The organism is uncultured Fibrobacter sp. (genome assembly GCF_900316465.1).
Lineage (GTDB): Bacteria > Fibrobacterota > Fibrobacteria > Fibrobacterales > Fibrobacteraceae > Fibrobacter.
Genome location: NZ_ONDD01000001.1, coordinates 222,831 through 245,470, shown reverse-complemented (window position 1 = coordinate 245,470; position 22,640 = coordinate 222,831). Strand labels below are relative to the sequence as shown.

Sequence of the window (22,640 nt, the reverse complement as noted above, 5' to 3'; positions counted from 1 at the left end):
CTACCTGCGTAACCGCTGGACCGGAAAAATGCAGTCTGTGAGAATTTCTAGGTAAATTTCAAAACTCAATACACCAAACAACGGGTCCCGGGGCGAATGTTCCGGGACTTGTTTCCTTTTGTTTACACTTTTATGGACATATTGTCCATGACAATCCCCTAAAAAGGATGTGTGGATATGAAAAAGATAATCTCTACAGCAACGAAAGTTGCTGCTGTTGCTCTTGCAGCAACAACTTTCTCCTTCGCGGGACCCGGCTTGGCCGATGGTGCAGCGAAGTTCGTCGGTAACATTACAACTCGTGGCCAGGTCCGCAGCGACTTTACGCAATTGTGGAACCAGATTACGGCCGAAAACGAATGTAAGTGGGCCTCTATCGAAGGCTCCCGTGGCAACTACAACTGGAGTGGTTGCGACGCTGCCTACAACTGGGCAAAGCAGAACGGTGGTCACTTCAAGTTCCACGCTCTCGTGTGGGGCTCCCAGTACCCCAACTGGTTGAATGGCCTTAGCGCTGCCGATACCAAGACGGCCATCACGAACTGGATGGATGCTGTCAAGAAGCATTATCCGGACCTCGAAATGATCGACGTGGTGAACGAAGCTATCAAGTCTGGTGGCAGCTATCACTCCGGCTACGGTAACAACAATAACATCATCGCCGCTCTCGGTGGCGATAACGGCAACTACGAATTCGTGGTGACCGCATTCAAGATGGCTCGTGAACGTTGGCCGGATGCAATCCTCATTTATAACGACTATAACACTGTTCAGTGGCAGAAGAACGAAGGTATCGACCTCATCAACAAGCTGAAAAAGGCTGGTGCTCCGGTTGACGCTTACGGCTTGCAGGCTCATGACATGCAGGTTTCCGGCGGTCAGGCCGGTGGCCAGGGCGGTGGCGGTTCCTGCTTGAACATCAATACGCTCAAGAGCGCTATTGAAGAAATCTGGAACAAAACCCAGATGCCGATGTTCATCTCTGAATACGATATCGCCTCTAACGACGATAACGACCAGAAGAACTGCTACTCTCAGCAGATTTCCTACTTCATGGAAAATGAACACATTGCCGGTATCACCCTCTGGGGTTATATCTACGGTGCAACTTGGACCTCCGGCGGTAACTCCGGTATCATCAGGGATGGTAAGGACCGTCCGGCAATGACTTGGCTCAAGGAATACCTGAAGAGCAACAAGGGCGTGAACACGACGGGCCTTCCTACGGGCGAAATCACTCCGGTGGAACCTGAACCGCAGACTCCGTTCAAGGGTGAAGCTCTCGCTGTCCCGGGCAAGATCGAAGTCGAAGACTTCGACATTCCGGGCAAGGGCAAGAACGAAGACGGCACGAGCAACGCTTCTTATGCCGACGATGGCGAAAATCACGGTGATTCCGACTACCGCAAGGATACCGGTGCCGACCTTTACAAGAAGGCCACGGGCATTGCTCTCGGCTACAACAATACCGGTGACTGGTACGAATACACCATCAACGTTGCCGAAGCAGGCGAATACACCGCTGTAGCTTCTGTCGCAACTGAAGGTACGGGCGCATTCACACTCTCCCTCGACGGCAAGGCTCTCGCCGACTTCGAAGTCACGGGAACTAGCTACGACGAATTCTCCAACGTGAGCAAGAAGGTGACTCTCCCGGCCGGCAAGCATATCCTCCGCATGGAAGTGACTCAGGAATACTTCGACATCGACTACATCAACTTCGTGAAGGGCGATGCCGGTGAACCGCAGTTCGTGCAGCAGAATGTCAAGTTCGACAACAACGCTCGTCAGGACTACCACGTGTTCGACCAGAACGGTGTCCACATGGGTGTGCTCACTGCCTACGGATTCGATGCCGCCAAGGAAATCCTCCAGTCCTCTAGCGCTGTGAAGAGCTCCGGCGTCTACTACCTGCGCAGCCGTACCACTGGCCAGATGCAGTCTGTAAGAGTGACGAGATAATTAGAGTACTCAATACACCAAACAACGGACCCCGAAGCGAATGCTTCGGGGTTTGTTTTATGACCTCAAAACATGAATTTAACTATATCAATCGTTACAACTATATCAATTGATAGAATAAAAAGTCTTAAAATGACGCGGATTTTTTGAAAAATCGTACTTTTTTACCCTTGCAAAGCTGCATTTTTTCTTCTAAATTTAGCGCAGCATTTCGCGGGGCGACTTTGCTCCGGAATAACTCAAAAAGGATTTACATGAAGACCATTACGGTAAACCCGAAGAACGTCGAACGCAAGTGGAAGCTTGTGGACGCCGCCGAAAAGCCTATGGGTCGCGTTGCCTCTGAAGTTGCAAAGCTCCTGATGGGCAAGCACAAGGCCATCTTCTCCCCGAACGTCGACACTGGCGACTTCGTGGTTGTGATCAACGCTGAAAAAGTTGCTGTTACCGGCAACAAGGCTCTGCAGAAGCAGTACTTCCACCACACCGGTCACATCGCCGGTGAACGCTGGATCAACTTTGCCGACCTCATGGCAAAGCACCCGACTGCACCGCTCGAAGCTGCCATCTGGGGCATGCTCCCGCACAGCGCTCTCGGTCACAAGATGATCAAGAAGCTCAAAATTTATGCCGGTGCCGAACATCCGCACGCCGCGCAGAAACCTGAAGTTGTAGAACTTTAAGAACGGAGGATACCTCTATCGCTACCGCAAAAACTAAGAAGATCTACCGCGGCACTGGCCGTCGCAAGAACGCCATCGCTGCTGTGATCCTGAAGCCGGGTTCCGGCAAGCGCACTATCAATGGTCGTGATTTCAAGGATTACTTCCATTCTGAAGTGCAGAACATGATTGCTAACCTTCCGTTCGCCATCCTCGGCAACGCGGAAGAATGGGACGTCGAAGTTACCGCTCGTGGCGGTGGCATCGCTGGCCAGATGGGCGCTGTCCGTCTCGGCATCTCCCGCGCACTGGTTGCTAACGACGCTGAAGTCAAGCCCGCCCTCAAGAAGGAAGGCCTCATGACTCGCGACTCTCGTGCCGTTGAACGTAAGAAGTTCGGCCGCAAGAAGGCTCGTAAGCACTTCCAGTTCAGCAAGCGCTAATCTGCGAATTTGCTTTTACGGAAAGCTCCCGCTTCGCGGGGGCTTTCCTTTTTATACGCTTGCCGCCAGCATGTCATGCTGAGGACGCTCAGCATCAGCACCTGACGGCTTGAATTGTCATGCTGACCCGTGGTTGCCCAGGGCAGGCTCCGGTCAGCATCGGCTCTTGATAGTCCGATTAGTTTATTAGAAATTATCGTCGCGGTCGAACATGTGCGTCACGAATTCGACGACCAGCGTCTCGTAAGCTTCGTCGCTAAAAATCGGTTTCTGCATCAGGTCGATTGCTTCTTTCGAAAGCTTGCCGGTGGCGGCGAGTTCTGCGCCGCCCTTGCGGTACTTTTCGCGCAGCATGTTCAAGCGACGCGGACCACCGCGGTGGTCGAGCGCACGCATCTGCGGGCAGGCGATGAGCGTGTAGCCCTCGTGCCCCAAGATAATGTCGAACTGCTTCACAATCGGTTCGTAGACCACGTCCAAGTCCATCCAGGCGCAGCTCGAAAGCAGAATGATCTTCTGGCCTTCTTTCTGGAACTGCAATCCGTGCAAATGCGAATTCATGGCCGTGGCGCCTTCCTTGAGCTTCTGGCCCATGTAGGGGTGAACCATGCCCACGATGCGGTCCATCAGGACCTTCATCTGGCCCGGCACGCCGAACAGATACAGCGGGAAACTCCAGATAACGATGTCGGCATTCGTGAGCTTTTCGCGCACCCAGGGCACGTCATCGTCCTTCATGAAGCAGCTGCCGTCTTCACGACCCCAGCAGCTCAAGCACCCGCGGCAGGGCTTGATATTCAATTTGTCGATAAAAAGGTATTCAGACTCGTACAGGCCGCTTTCTTCCAGGCCTTCTACGAACGCCTTGGTCGGAATCAGGGTTCCGCTGCGCTCCTTTTTGGGGCTTGCGACCATAATCAATACTTTCTTCTTTTCAGACATGGACACAAATTTAGAATTTTTCTATTTTTTCGCGCGCTCGGGCAATTACGCACGAGTAAAACCAATCACCGGCTTGCGAGAGTCGCTTCGGTGGCGAGGTCCACACCCCTAGGTTCGGGCATCGCTTCGCGGCTTAATTGCAGTCCGGGTAGTAACAACCGAAAAGGAAAATACATTATGGCAAATCTGCCTTCTGTCGAAGATCTGCTTGCTGCAGGCTCCCACTTTGGTCACCAGACTCAGCGCTGGAACCCGAAAATGAAACCCTACATCTTGGCTGAAAAGAACGGCATCTACGTTCTCAACCTCTCCAAGACTCGTGAACTCCTTGAAGAAGCCGCCAAGGCCGCTGCCAAGATCTCTGAATCTGGCAAGACCGTGCTCTTCGTTGGCACCAAGCCGACCGCTCGTCAGTGCGTGCTCGACGCTGCTGCTTCTTGCAACCAGTTCTCCGTGACCAACCGCTGGCTCGGTGGTATGCTCACGAACTTCCAGACCGTTCGTAAGTCCATCAAGAAGATTGACAAGATCGACGCTATGGAAGCTGATGGTACTTTCCAGGCTCTCTCCAAGAAGGAAGTCCTCGACAAGAACCGTGAACGCGAAAAGCTCCTTTCCGTGTTCGGTGGCATCCGTGAAATGGTGAACCTCCCGGGCCTCCTCGTCGTGACCGACCTCGCTCACGAAAAGATCGCCGTGGCTGAAGCTCGCCGCCTCCACATTCCTATCATCGGCATTTGCGACACGAACGTCGACCCGACTCTCGTGGACTATCCGATTCCGGCTAACGACGACGCCGTGAAGTCTCTCACGCTCATCGTCGACTACATCGCAGCTAACGTCCAGAAGCGTACTGCTGACAAGAAGGCCGACAAGGAAGAAGCTAAGAAGTTCGACAACGGCGAGGAAGAAAAGTAATATGCAGATTACCGCTTCCCTCGTTAACGAACTCCGTCAGAAGACTGGCGTGGGCATGATGCAGTGCAAGAAGGCCCTCACCGAAACTGACGGCGACATGGACAAGGCCGTTGAACTCCTCCGCAAGCAGGGTGCTGCTGTTGCCGCCAAGCGCGCTGACAAGGCCGCTAAGGAAGGCCGCATCTACCTCATCGAAACCGCCGACAAGGCTGCTGCTTTCGAACTCTCTTGCGAAACTGAACCGGTTTCCAACAACGACGACTTCGTCGCTCTCGCCAACATGGCTGTGAAGGCTGTCGAAACTCAGGCTATCGCCTCTGTCGAAGACCTCAAGAACGCCGTTGTCGATGGCAAGAAGATCAACGATGTGCTCCAGGACGTGCTCGTCAAGATCCAGGAAAACATCGACTTCCGCAAGTTCGCCGAAATGAAGAAGACTGCAAACTCCGTGTTTGGCGTTTACAGCCACATGAAGGGCAAGATCGGTGTGATTACCGAACTCGCTTACGAAGGCTCTGCCGACGAAGCTGCCCTCAAGGCTGCCGCTAAGGACATCGCCATGCAGGCCGCTGCTTTCGCTCCGGTTGCATTGAACGATGCTGCAGTTCCGGCTGAAACGATCGAAAAGGAAAAGGAAATTGCCAAGGCTCAGATCGAAGCTTCCGGCAAGGCTCCGAAGCCTGAATTCCTGCAGCGCCAGATTGACGGCCGCGTCGCCAAGGTGCTCAAGGAAATCGTTCTCGAAGACCAGGAGTTCTTCATGTCCGAAAAGAACCCGAAGAAGCTCTCTGTCAAGGACTACCTCCAGGAAGTCGTTGCCAAGCAGCTCGGTCATTGGTCGTCCCATCTGGGGCGGCCAGTTTTTTTATACTTTGTAGAAGAGGAGAACATTATGCTGAAAAAGTTTTTGTCTTTGGCAGTAACAGGCTTTGTCGCTTTCGCACTTTTGGGCTGTGGCGATTCGGATTCATCATCCCAAGCACCGGAACAAGATACGCCGCAAGTCGGCGCCGAGAGCTCTTCGTCCCAAGCCGGCACCGGGAGTTCCTCGTCCGAGGGACCTGCATCGCCGGATCCGCTTGTGAGTTCTTCGTCTGAAACGGGAGCCTCGAAAACGGTGCAGGATTCGCTCCCGTTCGATACCACGGGAATCGAGCCGGATTTCTACACTTATACGTATGACGAATTGGATCCTTTTACGCCTGAACAGCGCGCTGCGGTAGGTGCTGATGTCGTTTTGGGCCGCTATATTAATGCCCTGAAAAAAGTGCCCCCGTTTTGCGGTATCGACCATATCTATGCGAATGGAAAAGTCCTGCTCTCCTATAAAAATGGTTGGCCTGGTGATTATAAGTTCGCAATCCTAGTTCGTGAAGATTCGCTGATGCTCGCCGATGAACGCGATTGCAAGATGCCCGCTTGGGGTGCTTGCGGAAATGTAAATGACTATTTGAAAAAGATTACGGTGGGTAACGAAGTCTTTTTCTATACGGAAATAAAAGATCTATATGCTTATCAAGATTCAGTGAAAGAATACGAACTGATTCGCCTGACGGATTCTACAATCACGGTATGGGTTAAGCCTAATCCATGGTATATAGAACCTGCGCTTGATACGGTTGCCTTGCCGCCTCCAACGGGTTGGGAAATCGATGCCTTTGAAGGAGATTCGCTGGTGACGATTGTCAGTTATGACAGCAATCTTATAAAGGCGTATATCGACACCATCTTCATTGAAAAGTACAACGTGAAGATTACAGATATCGGAAGCACGTGGATTTTTGAAAATGAAACCTGCCGCACGGCTGACTATGTTCCTGATACGACTCACACGGTGCAGGAACAGTGCAAGGAACGACAAGATTACATCAACAATGGTGTCGATTGTATGCAGCGCAATATCGGTGCTCCCGAGGGGGTGTATCCGAACTTGTGCCGCCCCACTAAAAAGAGTGGCGATGGCGTCTGGTGTATCCTTGATGGGGATTACGCTCCAGCCGCCGATTGACCTACTGTATATGCGAACAACGAAAAGAGAGAACTCCAAAAGGATTTGCTAGTCGTTGTTCGCCCTTCGCTCCGACAATAGGCTAATTGCCTATTGCCTTCGCTTGGCACTAGATTTTTTCGCAAAAAGCCGTCCCTTAGGGGCGGTTTTTTGCGTGTAAAGGGCGTGTTAGGGCTGTTTTTAGGGTTGAAATGTGAAAAAACGTTTGCAAATCCAAACGAAATCATTTAATTTAATAGGTAAGAGAGAAAATGTGAATCAAGGTGGGAGCAATGACTTTGCGTGAGAAATCCGACATTCCCGCGTCGGTAGTCGTGGATCTTTTGAATACGGCCAAGGTGGACCCGTTTGTGATTTTCGATGCGAAATCGCACGAAATCTATATGGTGAATCCTTCTATGTCGCTTTTTTGGAAACCGAAAAGACCCTATGAACAGGGAATCAAGTTCGAAGAATATTTCTTTCCTGCCAACGAACAGAATACATTGTTTGTCGAAGAACTCCTTGAAAAAGGGGTGACGATTATTCGCTGCCCGTATTCGGGAAAAGACCTGGTTGTAGAGGCGTCGCAGATTTCCTGGAATGGCAAGCGCTCCATTTTCATGCGCGTAAACGATCATTCCGACCGGTTCTTCGATTCCCTGACGGGGCTTCCGAATTTAGAGTATTGCCGCATCCGCGGAGAAAACTATGTAGAGGGTTTTTTAAATGCAGGTAAAACCCCTGCAGTGGTTTTCTTCGACATTATCGGGATGAAGCTTTACAACAATGCCAACGGCTTTAGCTCCGGAAACGAGTTCTTGATTCACTTTGCGGCCGTACTGAAAAAGCAGTTTGCAGATAACCTGGTATGCCGTAGCACGAACGACCATTTTGTCGTTGTTGCAGACATTGCCAACCTCGAAGAAAAGTTGTGCGAAGTTCGAAAATACGTTAAAGGTACGGTTTCGAAAATTTCGATGGACATTTACGTGGGCATTTGTGAGGCCGATGCAGATAGCGATATTCTCGACGCGATAGAAAAGGCGAAACTCGCCTGCAACATTCAAAAGAAAAAGGGTGATAAATTTATTCGGCAATATGACGAAGACCTGCACAGAACTCTCATATTGCACAATTACGTGGTAAACCACATTGATGACGCCATTGCGAACGGCTATATCAAGGTTTACTACCAGCCGGTGGTGCGAACGATTACAGGAACGTTTTGCGGTATGGAAGCGCTCGCCCGTTGGATTGATCCGGAACAGGGCTTTTTGAACCCGGGCGAATTTATCGGCGCATTAGAGGAATCCAAGCAAATCCATAAACTCGACAGCCACGTGATAGAACTTGTCTGCAGAGAAATGCGCGAACAATTGGACCAGGGCTACCCTGTGGTTCCGGTGTCGTTCAACCTTTCCCGGTTGGACTTTACCGGCTGCGATATTTTTGAGGTAGTCGAAGGTATTCTTGAAAGATACAAGATTGAGCGTGACTACATCCGTGTAGAAATTACCGAAAGCATCATGGCGTCGGATTCGTATATCCAGCATGAAATTGAGCGATTCCGTCTGGTTGGCTACGAAGTCTGGATGGACGATTTCGGGAGCGGTTATTCTTCGCTGAATACGCTCAAGGACTACAAGTTCGACGAACTTAAAATCGACATGGCCTTCCTTTCGAACTTTAACGATGTGTCTCGCACCATTATCAGCTCGATGGTGCGCATGGCGAAAAGCCTTGGATTAAAGACCTTGGCCGAAGGTGTAGAAACCAAGGAACAGATGGCATTCCTGAAGAGCATCGGTTGCGAAAAAGTCCAGGGCTACTACTATGGAAAGCCGCAACCGTTGAAGGCTACCATGGAGCACATGGAGACTTCGGGAATAGTCATCGAAGATAGCAACACGCGTGCCGTGTATTCAAAAATCGGGCGTCTCGACTATCAGGAAAATACTCCTAGGGCGATTATGACGTTCGAGAATGAAAAGTTCAAGTTCCTGTTTGTGAATCGGCAGTACGAAGAACAGCTCCTGAGTCTCGGTTTTAAGGATGTCCAGGAAGTCGAGGATGCTTCGAACAATCCTGAAAACCCGGTGTACTACACACTTCACGAGGCAGAAAGGGCCGCCTACGAGGCTCCCTGTGAAGTGACCTATGTGACGCGTGGCATGTACGTCATTATGAGGGGGCGCCTGGTTGCCGACAATAAAGGATGTCACATTTACGACTTGTCTTTCCGCAATACGCATGTGAGCGCTTACGATAGTTCATCTAGCGGCAAGGAGGCTACGCTTCCGGCGAATACGAAGACTGTCTTGATTGCCGAAGCCAATCCGCAAGAGAGGGCATTCCTTGAAAGTATTTTGAGATCGGATTACCACGTGCTGCTTGCCGAAGATGGCGAACAGGCGCTGGACTTGCTGCTTGAATACGGACGTCATGTGGCTCTTGCCTTGATTAACGCGAACCTTCCGAAAATGGACGGTTTCAAACTCATCCAGAATTTCCAAGCTGAACGGCGCAATCTCCAAATTCCATTTGTTGTCATGACCGACAACATAGATTTAGCCAAAGAAAGCATCCGTATAGGCGCCACTCAGTTCCTCTTGACGCCTATTAAAGATAGGGGCATGCTCAAGGCAAAAATTGATGGCTCTATCAAGAATGCCGAAATGCTGCAGCAATTGGCTTTGAACTATATGGAGTTTGTTCCTGGCGGAGTAATTCTGTACAGTGTAAAGACTGGCGAAATTCTTTATGTAAATGCCCGAATACTTGACATGTTTGAATGTAGCAGTGTCGATGATTTCCGTAATTATGCCGGGCGGTTCTTCAAGAATGCAATTGTTCCCGAAGATTACGGAAGGACGAATACGGATATTTCGGAACAGGTAAAGAGCAGAAGCACCGCGACAAAGCAATTGACCTTCCGTGTAAAGACGATCAACGGAAACATCAAGCGCGTCTATCATGTGGGAAAAGTCTTTGGCAAGACTCCGTATGGAACAATCTATTCGGCATTCATGTCCGAAGACGACTTGGCAATGAAAAAGTACTTTGCTCGTAAAGAATCTTTCGCAAAATTCATGGCATCGGGCGTGTCGACGAATACGAAATCTTACGACCACGGCTATCGCGGATTCCTTTTCTGGAACCTGACCAAGAATTCTCCCGTGATTCGCATGGGCGGAATCTCGTATATTCCCAAGGAACTCGAGGACAAGTACACCTACGAAATCCATCACAGGTACCTGAGTTCCGTGATGCAGCAAAACGAGACTAACGTCATAAACGCGCTGGATTACACGCGCGATAAACTGATCCTCGATTACATGAACAAGTGCATGGTGCATTCGCTGGATATCAGCTACGATGTCGCGGGCTATAATTTTACCATTCGTTCGAGTTTTGACATGATGATGGATCCGGAAACAGGCGACATCATCCTGAAAGTGCAAAACGACAGTATCAAGACGACAAAGAATAGTTGATACGCACATGTTACAGAATTTTTTCTCATTTTCTTGGGCTGGTCGGTTCGTCTGAAACGGCCAGTTTTATTACTTTGTAGAGAGATTGGAGGTTGTTGTGCTGGAAAGGTTCTTGTCTTTGTCGCTAACGGGGATAGTCACATTCGCACTTTTGGCATGTGACGATTTTGGATCGACTTCTCAATCTTCAGAAGAGGATTCCCCGAAAGTTGGCTCAGAGAGTTCTTCATCAATAAGCTCCTCCTCTCAAGACTCGACTGCTCCTAAACCGCATTTCAATAAACTGCCCTTCGATACCGCTGGTGTTAATGCTGAAATTTTTAGCTACGAACCCCTTCAAGAAGATGAAGATTCGACATATTATAGAGAAGTCTTTGGCAAGAATATAAAGAATGCTTATTGGCTTGTCCCAGAAAATGGGGGATATTGCTACACGATAGATGAACCTACTGGGGAACTGGGTGGTGGCTATGTGTCTGATCCAGGGTGGAACCAAGTTATAATTGTCGAGCGGAATGATTCGCTTCTGCTTTCGGACTATCAAAGCTGTTCTAGTTTTGATTGGAATGGTTGCCGTAAAGTTGACTATGCCTACACGCAAAAAATTTCAGTTGGTGTAGACATCTTTTATTATGGAGAGTTTGAATCTAAATTGCTGCTAATCAAGTTGACCGATTCTACAATTACTCGATGGACCGTGAAAAATCCCAGCTATGTTCCGCCTGCTCAAGATACGACTATACATGGCTTTGAAAAAAGATGGTTTGATGGTGATTCGATGGTGACGTTTGTCGGTGATAATCCGAACTCCGATTACGTTGATACCATTTTCATTGAAAAGTACAACCTGAAAATCACCGACAGTGAACTTACATGGATCTTTGAAAATGAGACGTGTACCAAAACGGGTTATAAAGCGCGTTCTGGAAAATCTTCAGAAGATTCCTGCAATGATTATATAGAATACTATAACGACGGTGCTAAATGTATTCAGCGCAACATGGGCCTGTCGGGAATGAATTTCCCGAGATTGTGCCGGCCTGAGCCCTTCAGGTATACGGGGTGGAATGTCTGGTGTATTCTAGATGGCGATATGCCGACTGAATTCAACTAGAGTTTTTTCTTCATGCTCCAGCTGCCGATTTTCCGGCCGTTGTGCTCGATTTCGCATTCATGGAAAACTTCGTAGCCGCGCTTGGTGTAAAAGGCGAGGTTCTCTTCCGAATTTGTAAACAGCGCCAGCTGCTTACCGCCACGCTGCCGCACGTAATCTTCCATGTAGGCCAGGAACTGCGTGCCGACGCCCTGCCCCTGCGCGGGCGGGTCTACCTCGAGCATGCTGAGGTACCAGATGTCTGGTCCCGACTTTTGGTAATCATGGCACGGCTTGCCTGCCCCTTCGTCCATAGTCAAAAATCCATTCATCCGTTTCCAGTTCACGGTAAAGAAGACGCGCCAGAAACCGTGCATGATGTATTGGAGTGCAGACGGTTTCTCGAATCCGGGCTGCTCCAGTGTCGCTTGGGCGACTAGCTTGCCGTCTTGATGGGCGGCCAAAAGATTTGCCTTTCCAAAGGTCGTTCTTAAGACGCATTTCATAAAGACAAGCAGCCCATTGCGGCGTTCCTCTGTGTCCGTGAAATAGAGCGTGATATAGTCGTAATCCTGATAGGCGCGCGTCATGACTGCTGCCGCCTCGTCGAGCTCTTCGAAAGTCTGTAATCCGAATTCAAATTGTTTGCTCATATTCTTCCTTCCGCTTGTAAAACTATACAATTTTTCAGGATGTGGCTATATCGTCATCAAACAAAAACCCCGACTCGTCAGAGCCGGGGTTTTCGAATATCGCGTTAGCGAGGCTTATGCCTGCTTGTAGCTTTCCAGCGATTCCACGCTCAAGCTCTTCACGAAGTTGTAGTGCTTCGCGACTTCGGCTTCGGCGAGGTTCAGGTACACCTTCACGCTCTTGTCGAACAGTTCAGGAGACTTGGTGGCGTCGCGGAGGAGCAACTGGGTCATCACGCAGTTGGCGGCCATTTCGTACAGGTGGCGGCTGCAGAGGTCGGTGAATTCGTTGTTGTTCGCGGACTTCACGAATTCCACAGCTTCGTTGTACTTCACGTCCATGGCCTTTGCGCGGGCCTTGAGTGCTTCGTATTCCGGGCGCACATCCTGGGCTTCGAATTCTTCGAGCATCTGGCTGTAGGTACCGGTGGTCACGTGCGGGAGAGCCGCAACCGTCTGGAGCTGCGTCGTACCTTCGTAAATTGAAGTGATACGGGCGTCGCGGTACAGGCGCTGGCAAGCGTATTCGAGCATGTAGCCCGAACCGCCGTGAACCTGGATGCTGTCGTAGCTGTTGATGTTAGCGTATTCGGAGTTCATGCCCTTGGCAAGCGGAGTGCATGCAGAGGCGAGCTTCTGGTATTTCTTGAGTTCAGCCTTTTCTTCGTCGGTGAGCTTGCGGTCACGTTCGATATCTTCGAGACCCTTGTAGATGTCCACGTAGCTGGCTGTCTGGTACAGCAAAGCGCGGCCTGCATCAAGGCGTGCCTTGATGTGGGAAAGCATTTCGTACACAGCCGGGAAGTTCACGATAGCCTGACCGAACTGCTTACGGTCCTTGGCGTAGGCGAGAGCTTCGTTGTAGGCCATCTGGCTGATGCCCACGGACTGGGCGGCAATGCCGAGGCGTGCACCGTTCATGAGGGCCATCACGTACTTGATGAGACCGAACTTGCGGCGGCCGCAGAGTTCAGCCTTGGCGTTCTTGTAGACAAGTTCGCAAGTCGGGCTTCCGTGGATACCCATCTTGTTTTCGATACGGCGGACATCAACGCCACCGTCGCGCTTGTCGTAAATGAACATGGAAAGGCCACGACCGTCGCGGGTGCCTTCTTCGGAACGGGCGAGCACCAGGTGAATGTCGCTATCACCGTTCGTGATGAAGCGCTTCACGCCGTTCAGGTACCAGCACTTGTCTTCTTCGCTGTAGGTGGCCTTGAGCATCACGCGCTGCAGGTCGGAACCGGCATCGGGTTCGGTCAAGTCCATCGACATCGTTTCGCCGGCGCACACGCGCGGAATGAAACGGGAACGCTGGTCTTCGTCGCCAAATTCATAGAGCGTCTCGATGCAGTCCTGCAGGGACCAAATGTTCTCGAAACCGGCGTCTGCAGAGGCTATCATTTCGTTGATGGCCGTGTAGGCGGTAATCGGGAAGTTCAGGCCGCCAAAGCGGCGCGGCATCGTGACACCGTTGAGGCCAGCCTTGCGGGTGGCTTCGAGGTTTTCATAAGTCTTGGAAGCGTAACGAACGCGGCCGTTTTCGCAGTGCGGGCCTTCGGCGTCCACTTCTTCGGAGTTCGGGAAGACGGTGTTCGCGGTGATGTCGCCAGCGACTTCGAGCACGCGGTTGTAGTTGTCCATCGCGTCGGCAAAATCTTCCGGCGCATAGTCGAAAGCGTCCTTGTCGGCATAGCCCTTTTCCTTGAGCTCGACAATGCGCGGCATCAGGGAATTGCTTTCGAGGTTGAATTTAATCTCGGGATGATCTGTATAAAAATTCGCCATATCGCCTACTTATTGTTTGCCTTGTAATACTTGATCATCTTCGGGAGGACTTCTTCGACGGTGCCGTTGATCACGTAATCAGCGATGGCGTTGATCGGAGCTTCGGGGTCGGAGTTCACGGAGATGATGATACCTGAATCCTGCATGCCAGCGAGGTGCTGGATCTGGCCGGAAATACCGAAAGCGATGTAGACCTTCGGGCGGACAGTCACGCCGGTCTGACCGATCTGGCGGTCATGATCGACAAAGCCCGCATCCACGGCGGCGCGGCTAGCACCGACTTCTGCGTGGAGTTCCTTGGCAAGTTCAAACAGCAGGTCGAAGTTTTCCTTGGAGCCCATGCCGTAACCACCGGCGACCACGATCGGGGCGCCCTTGAGGTTGTGCTTGGCCTTTTCCACATGGCGTTCGAGCACCTTGACCACGTATTCCGTTTCCGGAACGTACTTGGCCACGTCGTGCTTGATGACTTCGCCCTTGTAGTTCGGGTCCACGATTTCCTTCTTCATCACGCCTTCGCGCACGGTAGCCATCTGCGGGCGGTGTTCCGGGTTCACGATCGTCGCGACGATGTTGCCGCCGAATGCCGGGCGGATCTGGCAAAGCTGGTTTTCGTAAGCCTTCTTCACGCCACCGATGCTCATTTCGAAGCTGTCGATTTCGAGTTCGGTACAGTCGGCGGTAAGGCCGCTGTGCATGGCACTGGAAATGCGCGGGCCCAGGTCACGGCCAATCACGGTTGCACCGAGCAAGCAAATCTGCGGCTGCTCTTCCTTGAAGAGGTTCACCACGAGGGCTGCATGCGGGTTGGTGGTGTAGGGGAACAGGCCTTCGGCGTCGAACACATGAACCTTGTCGACACCGTACGGGAACACCTGCTTTTCAATGCCATCGAGGCCCTTGCCGGCGCAGATGCACTCGAGCTGAACGCCGAGCGTGTTGGCCAGCTTGCGACCCTTGGACAAAAGTTCGAGGGAAACGTCAACGACGGTCGTGCCCTCAATTTCGCAATATACAAATACGTTATTCATAGGCTAGCCAATAATCTTCTCGTCTAAAAGTTCCTTGATAAGTCCTTCAACGTCGGCGTCGCTCGCGGTAAGCGTGCGGCTTTCCTTCGCCTTGAACACGATGTTCTTGACAGCCTTCACGTTCGTCGGAGAACCGGCCTTACCGATCTGCGTCGGGTCGGCGTCGATGTCCGCGGCACCCCACTGCGGGATGTCGAGATAGGGCTTCTTCGCGATGAGGGCGGCGTACTTTTCGGCGGCTTCCGGAGCGCGTTCGGCAACGGCGGTCGCGTTCTTGAACTTCATGATGCGCTTCGCGTTGCGCGGGCGGCACGGAGCGGCACTGCCGTTCACGGTCACGACCAGCGGGAGCGGTGCTTCCACCGTTTCCACACCACCGTCGATATGGCGGCGGATCACAACCTTGCGTGCCTTCTCGTCGAGGCTCAGAATTTCTTCGGCGTAAGTCACCTGGGTAAGGCCGAGCTTTTCTGCAATCTGCGGACCGACCTGGGCGGTGTCGCCATCGATAGCCTGGCGGCCACCGAGGATAATGTCATAGTCGCCGACCTTCTTGACGGCCTGGGCGAGCGTGTAGCTAGTAGCGAGCGTGTCAGCGCCACCGAGGGAACGGTCCGTAATCACGTAACCGCAGTCGGCACCGCGGTACAGAGCTTCGCGGATAACTTCGGCGGATTTCGGCAGACCCATCGTCAGCACAGAGATGGTGGAACCCGGGAACTGGTCCTTCAGGCGAAGGGCTTGCTCCAGGGCGTTCAGGTCTTCGGGGTTGAAGACCGCGGGCAATGCGGCACGATTGATAGTACCCTGCGGCGTCATGGCGTCCGGGCCTACGTTTCGTGTATCAGGTACTTGCTTAGCAAGCACAACGATTTTAAGACTCATATATCCTAACTATTGATTTGCGGTTAATGTTTAGTTGGGGTACAAGATAGAAATTATCGCTTGTTCAAAGCGAAGCCAATTGTGTCTTTTTGCTTGTTAGTGTCTTGTAATAATTCTGTAATATTTTAGTAATAAACGGATTCCGCAGAATGCGTGCCGAAATTCCCCGCGCTCTGTCTTCCCGGCGAAGGCCGGGCGGACAGCACTTAGCACTTTTAGTGCTTAGTGCGCATGGCCACCAAGGTGGGACCTCCTTTTCCCGCCCTCTGTCATGCCGGATCCAATCCGGCACCTCCTTTGATGCCTGAAAAGGGAGAAGCCTCTCCCTGGCTCGCACTTCGTTGCTCTCCACCCTCTCGCCTAGGGGCGGGGCCCCTAAGACCCCAAAAAGGCCACACTGATTCGAAATCACTAACGTGATTTCTGAGACATAGGTTAATTTAAACGCATGCCTCTTTTGTTGTCTTGCCGGGCTTGACCCGGCACCTCCTTTGATGCGTGAAAAAGGAACGCTCCGTCTCTGCCTGCACCGCACGCTCACATGGCCGTTCCGGAATGTTCGCTTTGCGGTCAGGCACTCGCCTCCGCTTCCCTTAGCAGTTACTCTTCTTCTGTCTTCCCGGCGAAGGCCGGGCGGACAGCACTTAGCACTTTTATACGATACTTGGTTCTTTAGCACCTTAGTAGAGTTATCCTCTTTGGGGAAGTGCTTAGTGCGCATGGCCACCAAGGTGGGATCTCCTTTCCCTGCCGGAAAAAAGGATTAGTAATCCTTTACGCAACGAATGCTATAAGGGATATGTTTTCCAATATGATCATCATCCCCAAGCCAAACACTTTGCTCAGTAATGGTGACCGCGAATGTTCCAATTTTACTAGATTCCTTAGGCAGCAAAAAATAAGCCTGCATCACGCTAACGTCATAAGCCTTCATCTTAAACAAAACAGACATTCCAGATGAATTAGCCCCGATCTTTTTCAATTTCCAATTTGATTTTGATGCAAGATCTAACCCTGCACTCGACGTATAGGTTCTCCATTCATAACCATTCATAATATGCCATCCATCCGGACAAATCCCCTGATGGATTTGCTTATCACCTTCTAAAGACTCTTTCCAAAACAGCGTATCATATTTTGCAGGCAAAGCCATCGCTTCGCTCCAAGTATACTGACCTCCCCACCCATTATCGCAGAACCACTCGTCATTCAGTTCACAATGTTTTTCCACCTTAGTATCATCAAGCATTCGCTTACTAGAATCAATCATCACACCATAGTTCAAGTTCTGAGCAAAAACTTCTATTTTATCTGCAGAACCATACGATTCCGACAAAATAACTGTTTTATACACTTGATGATCTCGAGGATCTTCGAATTCACTATAAACAGGTTCATAATCCGAAGCAAACAAGCTATCCATATTGGGGTAAACTTTTTCCTTAGGTTTGTAAACGATGGAATCAGTCTCCCAAAAGCCATCTTCACAATGAGCATATACGGCACGATTCTCCTGATACAACGTATCTAAAGAACCTTCATCGCAGTATTTCAATACGAATTCGCTACTACTTGACTCAACCACCGACGAGCTACTATTCTTACCGCTTACGGAACTAGAAGAATTCTTTTCCGCTACAGAAGAACTGGAACCAGGCTCCTCATTGCTACTCGACGAGATTTCACCGATTGGATCGGGAGCGGAGCTACTAGATTCATCACCGCAGGCGACAAACAAAACCGCAACAACCAACAGCGCAAAAATCTTTTTCACAGAAAACCTCCAGTAACCACAATCGTTTTTGCCAAATTTAAATTATAAAAAAAGGAATCACGTTAGTGATTCCCCATCCGTGTGGCAAAACGAATTCTTTTACTTTCCGATTTCTACATACCTGCCCTTGGGCAAATCAGGCATTTCACCGGAGGCGTTTCTGGTGCCTACGGGTTTGCCGAGAATGTTGAAGATTCGGCTTCCGGGTTTGCCGTGTCTCGACTTTTCAAGGTTTGAAATGACGGTGGTCTTTCCGCCAATGGTTATTGTGATTTCGAAGGTGACTTGCTTGTTCCCGTAAACGACGGCCTGCTTCACAACATAAGTTTCCCCGGCCGAGACCTTGTTCGGCATGTGGCCAATTTTCGTGGTCATGGTCGTGAGGTCCACGTTGGAGAACACGATGCTGGAGCCGTTCGGGTCCCAGGCGACAATTTTGCCGGATTTGTCGAACCAATGCCCGGTGCCTTCGCCGGTCGTTTTGCTGTTGAGGCTTCCGTCGGGTTCCACTCCGTAGAATTCTACTTTGTCTTCAATTTCGGTGCGCTTGATGCCGAGAATACTTGCGACTTTGCTGCCGTTCAGGTCGAGTGTTACGGACGCATAACTATCGCTAATCGGGAGTGTTGTTTCGAGCGCGATTTTCTGGACAGTGATTTCGACGGAGCTGCTGGATGCGGGTTCTGACGAACTGGACGAAGGCTCGGAGCAGTTCTCGCCGATGCAGAACGTGAGTGTTTCGCCGGGGGTTCCGATGTCGGTGATTTTGAGGCCAGTCTTGGAGCCGTTATACCAGCGGATAGCGGGGTAGGCATCATCTGAAAATTCTGAATAGGTTCCGCTCTTGAAGAACGTGTTGGCGGTGCTGCCTGGGCTTGGCCATTGATCGCCCGGGTTGTCGCTTGATTTGCCTGCGGCGCTCGCGTGCACGATTCGGAGTCCCAGCTTGTCTGAAGCAGAATTGCCTTCGATGGAAAAATCGTAATGCTGCATCAAGAGGCCGCTACCTGCAAGCACCTTGTTGCGGCCCGTGTTGCGTACGTAGGACCATACGAGTCCTTCTTGGTTTGGCCTGTTTGGGTTCTTGTAGCGGTAGCAGAATTCGCCGGGCTTGGTGGTTTCGAGAGGCGTTATGTTGTTTATGTCATCGCTCGTGATGTCTACAAACGGAATCCAGCCTTGGTCTGCACGGTAGAAGTCGTTGATCGCGACGGGATTCAAGTCGTTCGCGCGGTTGCCCATGGTACAGTAGTCACCATACCAGTAAAGGTCCGGCCAGCCAAAAATCATGTGTCCACTTTCGTGCACGAATACGTATATCGAAAATTTGCCCGGCATGTCCGTCATCTGGTGGTGCGTGAGTTTCACGCCATCGCGCCTTTCGTTGGACCATCCGGAATGTGGCCACAGGCCCTGCCCCCAGGTTTCACCTGCGCCGGCGTATACGATGTTGATGGCTTCGGTAGTGCCGTCCTTGTCGTTGTCGTAACGAGAAAAGTCGACTTGAGAATCAAAATACGCGAACACCTCTTTCATTAGGGAATCGGACCCTGTGTATCCCGGCAGGCTTTCGTACCAAGATTTAGGATGCTTAGCGCGATACCATCCGTAGACTTCGTTGGTGAGGTCCAGTTGCCCGTTTGAAACGTCTAAATAGTAGTCGCGCACAGAACCGTTGCAACCGTCTCTATTGAAACCTTCTTTGTTCAGCCATTCTTCGACTTCGCTTACGGTGACAGGTGCAGCCTTGTCTGAAAAATCGACAAGTAGAGTCAGACTGTAAATCTTCCCTTTGGGGGCGGCGTAGTGGCCTTTCGTTTGTGTTGCAACTGCTCTCGCTAAACCGGAACTGGACGCGCTTGCTTTGGATCCGGTGAATGTCGGTCGGGCTTCTTCGGGCCATTCCTGGACGCGTTTCCCCTGATACACGATGTCTGCAAAAAGCATCGTCGGGAATAATAATGAGCCTAATAACAGGCCAAATGCAATTTTGGTTTTCATAAACATCCCATTTTCTTTAAACCACCAAATATGGAAATACATTTTTTTTACGGCGATAGGCACCCTTGTCCGTTTTTTATTACATTTCAGAGCATAAAATATTCCTAATTCCCCAAAAAAATTATGTCTAAATTCAAGCGCATTCTTCTCAAGCTCAGTGGCGAAGCCCTCGCAGGCGAAAAGGGCCACGGTATCGACAACCAGATTCTCTCTGACATGGCGTCCGAAATTGCCTCCATCGTCAAGCAGGGCGTGCAAGTTGCTCTCGTCATTGGCGGCGGCAATCTCGTCCGCGGCATTTCTGCTTCTGCAGGCGGCATGAACCGCGCCCAGGGCGATGCCATGGGCATGCTTGGCACTGTGATGAACGGCCTCGCCATGCAAGATGCTTTGGACAAGCAGGGCGTTGACTCTGTTGTGATGTCCGCGATCCGCATGGAACCGGTCTGCGAATTCTTTGACCGCCGCAAGGCCCTCAAGCTTTTGTCCGCAGGCTCCGTGGTGATTTTCTCCGCAGGCACCGGCAACCCGTTCTTCACGACGGACAGCTGCGCCGCTCTTCGCGCTATCGAAAGCGAATGCGACGTGATTATGAAGGCGACTAAGGTCGATGGCATCTACACCGCAGACCCGGTCAAGGACCCGACCGCGACCCGCTTCGACGACATCAGCTACAAGGAAGTTATCTCTCGCGGCCTCAAGGTCATGGACACCGCAGCGGTCGCTCTCTGCATGGAAAACAATATGCCCATCTTCGTGTTCAAGATGGAAAAGGGCAACCTCACGCGCGCCGCTATCGAAGGCGACCTCGGCACGCTGGTGCACTGCTAATTTCAAGCGGTTAAATCAAGCTGTATTTTTGGCTTCGTCCGCCCTTGTTTTCGGGGCGGACGATTTCTTTTTGAATCAAGTCCTGAATGTCGCGGAGTGCGGAATCGTGGCTCGTGCCGGTAAAGGTGGCCACCTCTTTCACCGAGAATATGGCCGGCAGTTCTCCGTTCCAGACGGCTTCGATAATCCTGCGTTCGCGACCACTCAAGTCAGCCTGCTGGTTCTTTTGCAAGAACTGCATTTTTTTGAGGGCACCTGCAATTTCTTTCTTGCTATCATCAATTGATTTTTGCATCGCATTCAAGAACCACAAAATCCATTCGGTCAAGTCGCCGTTGCCTGCCTGCGCCTTGAATAAAGTTTGTATGTAATTTTCGCGGTCTTTCAAGATCTGTTCGTTCAGCGCATACTGGCAGCGAGTCGTGTCTTCGCTGCGGGCTAAAAGCATGGCGGAGAGTGCGCGGGCGATGCGTCCGTTGCCGTCTTCGAACGGGCGGATCGTCAAAAACCAAAAGTGGGCAATCGCCGCTTTAATGGCGCCGTCTTGTGTCGAGTTTTCAAACCAGTCTATAAAACGTCCGATTTCAAGCGGAATGCGTTCCGGGCTTACGCCGGTAAATGTTCCTGCAAAGCTTTCCTTTGTCCTAAAGCTCTTGACCTTGTTCTGGCCAATGGCCGCATGCCATGCGAATAGGCGTTCTTCGGTCAGCGGGAGCTTGGCGTTTTGAATCGCGCCTACAAAATTTCGGATGTCGTTCCTGGCGGAATTCTTTTTCTGAATTTCGCTTTCAAGCTTCGGAATTTCTAGAGTGTAGCCGTCCAGCGCGTAGTTGGCCGCAATGTCTTTCGCGAGCATGCGCGTCTCGGTGTCCGAATCACAAACCAGGTCTGCAACGCCCACGAGGGCGCCTTCAAGCAGTCGAGTCTGTCCCAAGGCGTCCATCACGCTCTGCGCGTTGTAGCGGAACTTGGTCCAGTCGGGGTACTGGTGTATAAAAAGCGGCTTAGAAACGATCATTTAACGCAAAATATACGTAGATAAGCCGAAAATGCAAGCCCCAAAGGCCTTATTCTAACTTGGAATACGAAATTATAAAAAAAGTTTACCTTTCGGAAAGAAACTGTTTATATTAGTTTACAAGATGGATGAAAGGGGCCAAGCGGTTTGAGGTGTTTGCGCTTGGTGAGAGGCTCGGTGACGGGGTTGGCGTACCGAGCCTCTCCTTTTTTTTATAATCCCCGCGAATTCGGGAATTGGCTCATGTTTTTTGAATTTCTATTATTGAGCTATGCAAAAAATTGATACCTGGTACAAGGCCGAGGGCTATTGCCCTGCCGAAGAATTTGAAATCGCAAGCTACCTGCTTTTTGAAGCTGGCGTGGCTACGCTTGAAGAATTGGACCCGAAAGAAGAAGGCCGTACGGACTTCTGTTTTTATACCGGCGACAAGGCCGAACGTGACCGTATCGTAAACGAATTTCCGCAGTATCATTTTACGCTGAGCGATGAACCCGCGAAGGATTGGGACAAGTGGTGGCGCGACCGTGCGCAGCCGGTGTCTGTTTCCCCGCATTTGTGGGTGCGTCCGCCTTGGGTAGAATTTACGCCTGATGACCCGAAGGCTGTGGTGCTTGAACTCGAAGCCAAGACCGCTTTCGGTACCGGCGAACACGATACTACTAGCAGCTGCGCCACTTTGATGGAATCGGTCGATTTCAACGGCAAGACGGTGCTCGACATTGGAACGGGTACGGGCATTTTGGCCATGTACGCTCGTCGCTTGGGCGCAAAGCTCGCGGTCGGTACTGAAATTGACCCGCTCACGATTCCCTGCATTGCCGAAAACTTTGAACGCAATGGCTTCAAGGAAAGCGACTGCATTCTCGGATTCCTGGATGCTTTCAAGGACGGCGCCAAGTTCGACGTTATTCTCTGCAACATGATCCGCAGTGAACTCTGGCCGCTCCGCGATGACATCGAAGACCTGCTTGCCGCAGGCGGTGAACTTATTATCTCGGGCCAGCTCCTCACCGAAAAGGATTATATCCTCAAGTGGTTCGAAGAAGCCGGCTTCAAGGTTGTGCAGGAACGTGTCAGTGGAGAGTGGTGGAGTGTGTTAGCGCGCTCTTAAAT

General features: G+C 51.2%; 17 protein-coding genes. 9 read left to right on the top strand and 8 right to left on the bottom strand.

Annotated features, from left to right (window positions below; genetic code table 11):
• Window positions 1-177 precede the first annotated feature (177 nt).
• The 3 genes from QZN53_RS00885 (at window position 178) to rpsI (ending at window position 3,067) form a co-directional block, all read left to right on the top strand.
• A complete protein-coding gene (locus tag QZN53_RS00885; protein ID WP_163436779.1) occupies window positions 178-1,962 on the top strand; it encodes an endo-1,4-beta-xylanase in 1,785 nt (594 codons plus the stop codon).
• 254 nt (window positions 1,963-2,216) lie between these two features.
• Window positions 2,217-2,645, top strand: coding sequence for a 50S ribosomal protein L13 (gene rplM / locus QZN53_RS00880; RefSeq protein WP_163436777.1), 429 nt, complete (start codon window positions 2,217-2,219; stop codon window positions 2,643-2,645).
• 17 nt (window positions 2,646-2,662) lie between these two features.
• Window positions 2,663-3,067, top strand: coding sequence for a 30S ribosomal protein S9 (rpsI, locus tag QZN53_RS00875; RefSeq protein WP_088628047.1), 405 nt, complete (start codon window positions 2,663-2,665; stop codon window positions 3,065-3,067).
• A 186-nt stretch (window positions 3,068-3,253) separates the two neighbouring features.
• Here rpsI and QZN53_RS00870 read toward each other — a convergent pair whose 3' ends face one another.
• On the bottom strand, window positions 3,254-4,009 hold the full coding sequence (locus QZN53_RS00870) for a flavodoxin family protein (RefSeq protein ID WP_163436775.1): 756 nt from the start codon (window positions 4,007-4,009) through the stop codon (window positions 3,254-3,256).
• Window positions 4,010-4,186: 177 nt separating this feature from the next.
• On the opposite strand from QZN53_RS00870, the gene rpsB reads away from it, so the two are divergent.
• From rpsB to QZN53_RS00850, 4 genes are all read left to right on the top strand, one after another.
• On the top strand, window positions 4,187-4,927 hold the full coding sequence (gene rpsB, locus QZN53_RS00865; RefSeq protein WP_073319269.1) for a 30S ribosomal protein S2: 741 nt from the start codon (window positions 4,187-4,189) through the stop codon (window positions 4,925-4,927).
• A 1-nt stretch (window position 4,928) separates the two neighbouring features.
• The gene (tsf, locus tag QZN53_RS00860; protein WP_294650913.1) at window positions 4,929-6,935 is read left to right on the top strand and encodes a translation elongation factor Ts; all 2,007 of its coding nucleotides are present in this window, start codon (window positions 4,929-4,931) and stop codon (window positions 6,933-6,935) included.
• A 272-nt stretch (window positions 6,936-7,207) separates the two neighbouring features.
• A complete protein-coding gene (locus tag QZN53_RS00855; protein ID WP_163436773.1) occupies window positions 7,208-10,411 on the top strand; it encodes an EAL domain-containing protein in 3,204 nt (1,067 codons plus the stop codon).
• Between the two features lie 97 nt (window positions 10,412-10,508).
• A complete protein-coding gene (locus QZN53_RS00850; RefSeq protein ID WP_163436771.1) occupies window positions 10,509-11,525 on the top strand; it encodes a hypothetical protein in 1,017 nt (338 codons plus the stop codon).
• Here the strand turns inward: QZN53_RS00850 and QZN53_RS00845 are convergent.
• The 6 genes from QZN53_RS00845 to QZN53_RS00820 form a co-directional block, all read right to left on the bottom strand.
• On the bottom strand, window positions 11,522-12,010 hold the full coding sequence (locus tag QZN53_RS00845; protein WP_294650910.1) for an N-acetyltransferase: 489 nt from the start codon (window positions 12,008-12,010) through the stop codon (window positions 11,522-11,524). The two genes, QZN53_RS00850 and QZN53_RS00845, sit on opposite strands and share 4 nt — an antisense overlap.
• Window positions 12,011-12,271: 261 nt before the next feature.
• Entirely contained in the window at window positions 12,272-13,984 is a 1,713-nt protein-coding gene (locus QZN53_RS00840) for an acyl-CoA dehydrogenase family protein (protein ID WP_163436768.1), read from the bottom strand.
• A 5-nt stretch (window positions 13,985-13,989) separates the two neighbouring features.
• Window positions 13,990-15,015: an electron transfer flavoprotein subunit alpha/FixB family protein gene (locus tag QZN53_RS00835; RefSeq protein WP_072798132.1), complete on the bottom strand. Its 1,026-nt coding sequence runs from the start codon at window positions 15,013-15,015 to the stop codon at window positions 13,990-13,992.
• 3 nt (window positions 15,016-15,018) lie between these two features.
• Window positions 15,019-15,900 carry an electron transfer flavoprotein subunit beta/FixA family protein gene (locus tag QZN53_RS00830; protein ID WP_072798135.1) on the bottom strand — a complete coding sequence of 294 codons (882 nt, stop codon included), beginning with the start codon at window positions 15,898-15,900 and terminating at the stop codon, window positions 15,019-15,021.
• A gap of 763 nt (window positions 15,901-16,663) precedes the next feature.
• The gene (locus QZN53_RS00825; RefSeq protein WP_163436766.1) at window positions 16,664-17,674 is read right to left on the bottom strand and encodes an FISUMP domain-containing protein; all 1,011 of its coding nucleotides are present in this window, start codon (window positions 17,672-17,674) and stop codon (window positions 16,664-16,666) included.
• Between the two features lie 99 nt (window positions 17,675-17,773).
• The gene (locus QZN53_RS00820; RefSeq protein ID WP_163436765.1) at window positions 17,774-19,675 is read right to left on the bottom strand and encodes a M6 family metalloprotease domain-containing protein; all 1,902 of its coding nucleotides are present in this window, start codon (window positions 19,673-19,675) and stop codon (window positions 17,774-17,776) included.
• 123 nt (window positions 19,676-19,798) lie between these two features.
• Between QZN53_RS00820 and pyrH the strand changes: the two genes are divergently transcribed.
• Window positions 19,799-20,506: a UMP kinase gene (gene pyrH / locus QZN53_RS00815; protein WP_088628038.1), complete on the top strand. Its 708-nt coding sequence runs from the start codon at window positions 19,799-19,801 to the stop codon at window positions 20,504-20,506.
• A gap of 10 nt (window positions 20,507-20,516) precedes the next feature.
• On the opposite strand, the gene QZN53_RS00810 is transcribed toward pyrH, so the two are convergent.
• A complete protein-coding gene (locus QZN53_RS00810) occupies window positions 20,517-21,524 on the bottom strand; it encodes a Fic family protein (protein ID WP_163436763.1) in 1,008 nt (335 codons plus the stop codon).
• 271 nt (window positions 21,525-21,795) lie between these two features.
• On the opposite strand from QZN53_RS00810, the gene QZN53_RS00805 reads away from it, so the two are divergent.
• Complete coding sequence (locus tag QZN53_RS00805; protein ID WP_163436761.1) at window positions 21,796-22,638, top strand: 50S ribosomal protein L11 methyltransferase; 843 nt, start codon at window positions 21,796-21,798, stop codon at window positions 22,636-22,638.
• Window positions 22,639-22,640: the final 2 nt, after the last annotated feature.

Excerpts from the sequence above, each read along its gene's own strand:
- QZN53_RS00885 (WP_163436779.1), top strand. The coding sequence starts at position 178 with ATGAAAAAGATAATCTCTACAGCAACGAAAGTTGCTGCTGTTGCTCTT.
- rplM (WP_163436777.1), top strand. The coding sequence starts at position 2,217 with ATGAAGACCATTACGGTAAACCCGAAGAACGTCGAACGCAAGTGGAAG.
- QZN53_RS00870 (WP_163436775.1), bottom strand. The coding sequence starts at position 4,009 with ATGTCTGAAAAGAAGAAAGTATTGATTATGGTCGCAAGCCCCAAAAAG.
- rpsB (WP_073319269.1), top strand. The coding sequence starts at position 4,187 with ATGGCAAATCTGCCTTCTGTCGAAGATCTGCTTGCTGCAGGCTCCCAC.
- tsf (WP_294650913.1), top strand. The coding sequence starts at position 4,929 with ATGCAGATTACCGCTTCCCTCGTTAACGAACTCCGTCAGAAGACTGGC.
- QZN53_RS00855 (WP_163436773.1), top strand. The coding sequence starts at position 7,208 with ATGACTTTGCGTGAGAAATCCGACATTCCCGCGTCGGTAGTCGTGGAT.
- QZN53_RS00845 (WP_294650910.1), bottom strand. The coding sequence starts at position 12,010 with ATGAAATGCGTCTTAAGAACGACCTTTGGAAAGGCAAATCTTTTGGCC.
- QZN53_RS00840 (WP_163436768.1), bottom strand. The coding sequence starts at position 13,984 with ATGGCGAATTTTTATACAGATCATCCCGAGATTAAATTCAACCTCGAA.
- QZN53_RS00835 (WP_072798132.1), bottom strand. The coding sequence starts at position 15,015 with ATGAATAACGTATTTGTATATTGCGAAATTGAGGGCACGACCGTCGTT.
- QZN53_RS00830 (WP_072798135.1), bottom strand. The coding sequence starts at position 15,900 with ATGAGTCTTAAAATCGTTGTGCTTGCTAAGCAAGTACCTGATACACGA.
- QZN53_RS00820 (WP_163436765.1), bottom strand. The coding sequence starts at position 19,675 with ATGAAAACCAAAATTGCATTTGGCCTGTTATTAGGCTCATTATTATTC.
- pyrH (WP_088628038.1), top strand. The coding sequence starts at position 19,799 with ATGTCTAAATTCAAGCGCATTCTTCTCAAGCTCAGTGGCGAAGCCCTC.
- QZN53_RS00810 (WP_163436763.1), bottom strand. The coding sequence starts at position 21,524 with ATGATCGTTTCTAAGCCGCTTTTTATACACCAGTACCCCGACTGGACC.
- QZN53_RS00805 (WP_163436761.1), top strand. The coding sequence starts at position 21,796 with ATGCAAAAAATTGATACCTGGTACAAGGCCGAGGGCTATTGCCCTGCC.